The 3,969-nt window shown below is 77.2% G+C and carries 3 protein-coding genes and 1 pseudogene; 3 read left to right on the forward strand and 1 reads right to left on the reverse strand.

The window, feature by feature from the left end; translation table 11 throughout:
• Nucleotides 1-173 precede the first annotated feature (173 nt).
• Nucleotides 174-839 carry a DUF6758 family protein gene (locus NT8_RS27470; RefSeq protein WP_084469337.1) on the forward strand — a complete coding sequence of 222 codons (666 nt, stop codon included), beginning with the start codon at nt 174-176 and terminating at the stop codon, nt 837-839.
• Nucleotides 840-953: 114 nt separating this feature from the next.
• Here the strand turns inward: NT8_RS27470 and NT8_RS27475 are convergent, their stop codons facing one another.
• Nucleotides 954-2,255 carry a lytic polysaccharide monooxygenase gene (locus tag NT8_RS27475; RefSeq protein ID WP_245646357.1) on the reverse strand — a complete coding sequence of 434 codons (1,302 nt, stop codon included), beginning with the start codon at nt 2,253-2,255 and terminating at the stop codon, nt 954-956.
• A 328-nt stretch (nt 2,256-2,583) separates the two neighbouring features.
• Between NT8_RS27475 and NT8_RS27480 the strand changes: the two genes are divergently transcribed.
• Together NT8_RS27480 and NT8_RS27485 are read left to right on the forward strand one after the other, a co-directional pair.
• The gene (locus tag NT8_RS27480) at nt 2,584-3,471 is read left to right on the forward strand and encodes a PHP domain-containing protein (RefSeq protein ID WP_067975845.1); all 888 of its coding nucleotides are present in this window, start codon (nt 2,584-2,586) and stop codon (nt 3,469-3,471) included.
• 183 nt (nt 3,472-3,654) lie between these two features.
• Nucleotides 3,655-3,969, forward strand: a pseudogene (locus NT8_RS27485) (hypothetical protein); the annotation flags it as partial.

The following is a 3,969-nucleotide window of genomic DNA, read 5'->3' on the forward strand; positions in this document are numbered from 1 at the left end:
GGCCCGCCCCTCCCGCCCGCCGCGCCCGGCCACCACCCGGGGTACCACTACGGCCCGCCGCCCGAGGGACCCGGCGGCCCGTACCCGTACGGCCGCCCCTGACCGCACCGGGCGCACACCGCACGCCGCCGACGCGTTTCCCCACCGGTCACGCGGGTACCCTCCCCGCAACCATGAAAGTCGCGCCGTCGTGTCCCCGCTGCGGGCGCGCCGTCCGCCCTCCCGGGATCTGGACGAGCGCCTGGCAGTGCGACGCGCACGGGCCCGTCGCCCCGCTCAACCCGGTGCGGCCGCCCGGCGAGGCCGCGCTCGACCTCCTCGCCTCCACCGCGCAGGTCCCCGTGTGGCTGCCCTGGCCGCTCCCGGCCGGGTGGGTCGTCACCGGCCTCGCCGACGCGGGCGACGAACGCAGCGGCGCGCTCGCCACGGCGGTCGCGCTGTCCGGCCCCGCCCCGCTGGGCGGCGTCGGCGAACTCGTCCTCGTCGCCGAGGACCCCGGCATCGGCCTCGCCGCCCGCCTGGCCGGCCTCGACGGCCCCGACCCCGGCGACGGCTTCGACTCCGGCCCGCCCGACGCCAAGGTGCGCCACGACGGCCACGAGATCGCGCTCTGGAGCGTCGACCCCGGCGCCGACCGCGCCGTCTACGTGGGCGAGGCGTTCGCCAGCTGGCTGTGGGCGGTGTTCTCCCCCGCCGACACCGGCGTGCTCATGTGCGAACTGGGCGGGCTGCGCGACGTCCGCGACCGCCGCGACGGCGGGGTCGGCCTCGACCCCCCGTTCGGCGCGCCCTCGCCCTTCCTCACCGCGGGGCTGCGCCCCCGCGACCCCGATTCCTGACCGCCGCCGCGCGGACCGGTCCGGCACCGGGCGGCGGGGACGCCGGCACGCCCCCGCCGCCCGGTGCCGCCCCGGCCGGGCGGACCGCACACCGCCCGGCCGGAGGTACCCGGGTCAGCCGGCCGCGCAGGCCGACCCGTCGAGGCGGAACGCCTCCGGCGCGTCGGGGGCGCCGGTGACCGAGGCGTTGAACCCGAACGACACCGACCCGCCCGCCGGGACCGACCCGTTCCACGCCGCGTTCTCGGCCATGACGTGCGCGCCGTGCTGGGCGATCTCCGCCGACCAGCCGTTGGTGACCACCGAGCCGTCGGTGAACTCCCAGTCGACCGTCCACCCGTCGACCGCGGCGTCCCCGGTGTTGGTCAGCACCACGTTCGCCGTGTAGCCGCCCGACCACTGGCTCGCGACCGAGAAGTCGACCTCGCACGAACCGCTCGGCACGTCGGCGCCCAGGGTGGTCACCGCGAGCTCCCCCGAGGGCGGCGAGACGTTGCCCGCCCGGTCCAGGGCGACCACGTGGAACCGGTACGCCGTCTCCGGCTCCAGCCCGGTGACGGTGGCCGAGGCCGTCGATGAGGTGGCCGCCACCTCGCCCGTCGCGGCGTCGCGGACCTCGTAGCGCGCCACCCGGTCGTCGTCGGTGGCCGCCGCCCAGGAGAGGTCGACGGCGTCGCCGGTCACCCGGTCCGCGGTGGGCGTGCCCGGGGCCGTGGGCGCCTCGGTGTCCTCCTCGCCGCCGCCGCCCCCGGTGAACTCGACGTCGGCGCAGTTGTAGAACGCCTCGGGGCTGTCGGAGCGCTGCCAGATCGAGTAGATGATGTGCCGCCCGCTCTTCTCGGGCAGCGTGGCGTCCCAGGTGTACTCCGCGCCGTCGGGGCCGGAGCCGTTCAGCGGCGGGTTGGTGACCTCGTCGAACGGCAGCGGCTCCAGGTCGTCCCAGCCCAGCGGCTCGTCCGGGTCCCAGCCGTCGCGGGTGACGTACTGCGACCAGGTGCCGGGGTGCGGCGCCCAGGCGTTGTACCGGAAGGTCACGTCGGCCCCGGACTCGACCTCGGTGGCCGGCCAGGCGGTGCCGGGCGCGTTGAACGCGGCGAACTGGTCGGTGGGGCCGCACAGTTCGCCGTCGGCGATGATCTCGCGGTGGCGGCCGCCGGCGTCGCTGATGAGGTTGCCGAACCAGTTCCAGAACGGATAGCTGCTGTAGGCGAGCGCGTCGGCGCACATCGGGTTGGCCGGGTCCAGCGAGCCCCCGTTGCCGTTGTCGATGCCGTCGCGGTAGCAGGCGTAGGTGCGGGTGGCGGGGAAGGTCAGGCCGCCGTGGGCCGCGGCGGGCTCGGCCGGCAGGGCCACGGCGAAGCCGCCGGCCAGAGCGGCCAGGCCGCCGATGAGCGCCGTCGCGCGGAGGGGAGTCACCGTCGTTCTCCTAGGGGGAGGGGCCGCGGCCCGGTGGGGGCGGTCCGCGGTGGTGGGGGATCGGTGGTGGGGCGGGCCGCGAGGGCCCGACGCGTGCGTCGTGGTGCGCCGCGGACACGCCGGTCGAGATCGACTGGGAGCGCTCCCATATCGCGGCCGTGCGCGCCCGCGGCGTCGCTCCATAGTGGCGCCCCTCACACTCCGGGGCAACGTACCGTCATGCAAACGTCACCCCCGCGACACATGGACCCCCGATGGCCCCCGCTGCGGGCCGCCGCGCGCCGGGAGCGCCCCGGCCTCCCGGGAACCTCCCTAGAATCGAGCCCTCATGCGCATCGACCTGCACTCCCACAGCTCCGTGTCCGACGGCACCCAGCCGCCCGCCGACGTGGTCGCCCGAGCCGCGGCGGCCGGCCTGGACGTGCTCGCCCTCACCGACCACGACACCACCGCCGGGCTGGCCGAGGCCGCCGCCCACCTCCCGCCCGGCCTCACCCTGGTCCCGGGCATGGAGCTGTCGTGCGCCGCCGACGGCTCCGGCGTCCACCTGCTCGCCTACCTCTTCGACCCCGACCACCCGGAACTCGCCGCCGAACTCCGGCGCATCCGCGAGGACCGGGTGCTGCGCGCCGAGGCCATGGTGCACCGGCTCCGCGCCGCCGGGGTCGACGTCACCTGGGAGCGCGTGTGCGCCATCGCCGAGGCCGCCCCCGACCCCGACGGCGCCCGGGGGAGCGCGGCGAGCGTCATCGGCCGCCCGCACGTCGCCCGCGCGATCGTCGAGGCCGGTGCCGCGGCGGACGTGCAGGATGCCTTCGACACCTGGATCGGGTCGGGCGGCCCCGCCTTCGTCGCCCGCTACGCGCTCGACCCGGTGCGGGCCGTCGGACTGGTCCGCGCGGCCGGGGGCGTGTGCGTCCTCGCGCACCCCGCCCGGTCCGAGGGCACGCTCACCGGCGCGGTGCCCGAGGAGCTGGCCGCGCGCATGGCGGCGGCCGGACTGGGCGGCATCGAGGCCGACCATCCCTCCCACGACGCCGACGAGGCCGAGCGCTGGCGGGCCGCCGCCGACCGGCTCGGCCTGGTGGTGACCGGGTCGAGCGACGACCACGGCGCGCTCACCGGGCACCGGCTCGGCTGCCGCACCACCGACCCGGACGCCTACGCGCGCCTCGTGGCGCCCGCCACCGGGGCCGCTCCGATCACGTCCGGGTGACGATCCGGGCGCACCGGGTGGCGCTCCGGCGCCGCTCACCACCGTCCCACCCGGCCTTATCACTCCCTTAGGGTCCGGGCGGCATCGTCGTCGGTCGGGGGCGCGGGTACCCATGTGCCCCTTGGTGCGGCCACAATGGGTCCGCATAAGGAGAGTTCGGACGCGAATCGAAGGGTCGGCACCGTGTTCTGGAAGCGGAAGGGCAAGAAGAAGGACGGCGGCGAGGCCGGCGGCGCCGGTGCGGCGTCCGCGACGGTGACGACCGAGGCCGCCGAGGAGCCGAAGGACACCGCCACCACCGGCGACGCGGCGACCGCGGCCTCCGCTGCGGACGCGAAGGACACCGCGGACGCCAAGGACGCCACGGACACCGCCGGCGCGGTGGCCGACGGCAAGGCGGCCCCCGACCCCGTCGAGCCCGCGCCCTCCGACGGCGACGCCGCTCCGGACGCCGGCGGCGAGCCGCTGCCCGCCGCCGAGGGCGTCGGCCCCGAGCCC

It is taken from the genome of Nocardiopsis trehalosi NBRC 14201, from assembly GCF_001552555.1.
In the GTDB taxonomy this organism is placed as follows: Bacteria; Actinomycetota; Actinomycetes; order Streptosporangiales; family Streptosporangiaceae; genus Nocardiopsis_B; species Nocardiopsis_B trehalosi.